The organism is Pseudomonas sp. UF-293, from assembly GCF_058245595.1.
Genome location: NZ_JBSICA010000079.1, coordinates 1 through 389, shown reverse-complemented (window position 1 = coordinate 389; position 389 = coordinate 1). Strand labels below are relative to the sequence as shown.

General features: G+C 61.7%; 1 protein-coding gene. It reads left to right on the top strand.

Translation table 11 applies throughout. The annotated features are described in order from the left end of the window. On the top strand, positions 1-389 hold a 389-nt coding region (locus tag AC4IHP_RS27860; RefSeq protein WP_490833291.1), incomplete at both ends, for an immunoglobulin-like domain-containing protein.

Sequence of the window (389 nt, the reverse complement as noted above, 5' to 3'; positions counted from 1 at the left end):
GGCGAAACCACCGGCACCGCAACTGTTCCGGCACCGTCCGACGACGTCTACAAAGATGCCGGTTCCGTGCAGGCAACGATCACCAGCGCTACCGGTGGCAACTTCGAGAACCTCGTTCCGAGCACCACGCCAGCGATCACCCAGGTCACTGACACCATCGACACTTCGACGGTCAAACTGACCGCTGATACTTCTGTAGCCGAAGGCGGGACGGTCACCTACACCGCTACCGTTGGTGCTCCGGTCACCGGCTCGCCAGTTGTGGTAACTCTGGCCAACGGTCAGACCATCACCATCGGCGTCGGTCAGACGACTGGCACTGCAACCGCTGTTGCTGCGAACGATGCGCTGACCGGCAACGCGCCGATCACCAACTCGATCACTGGCGT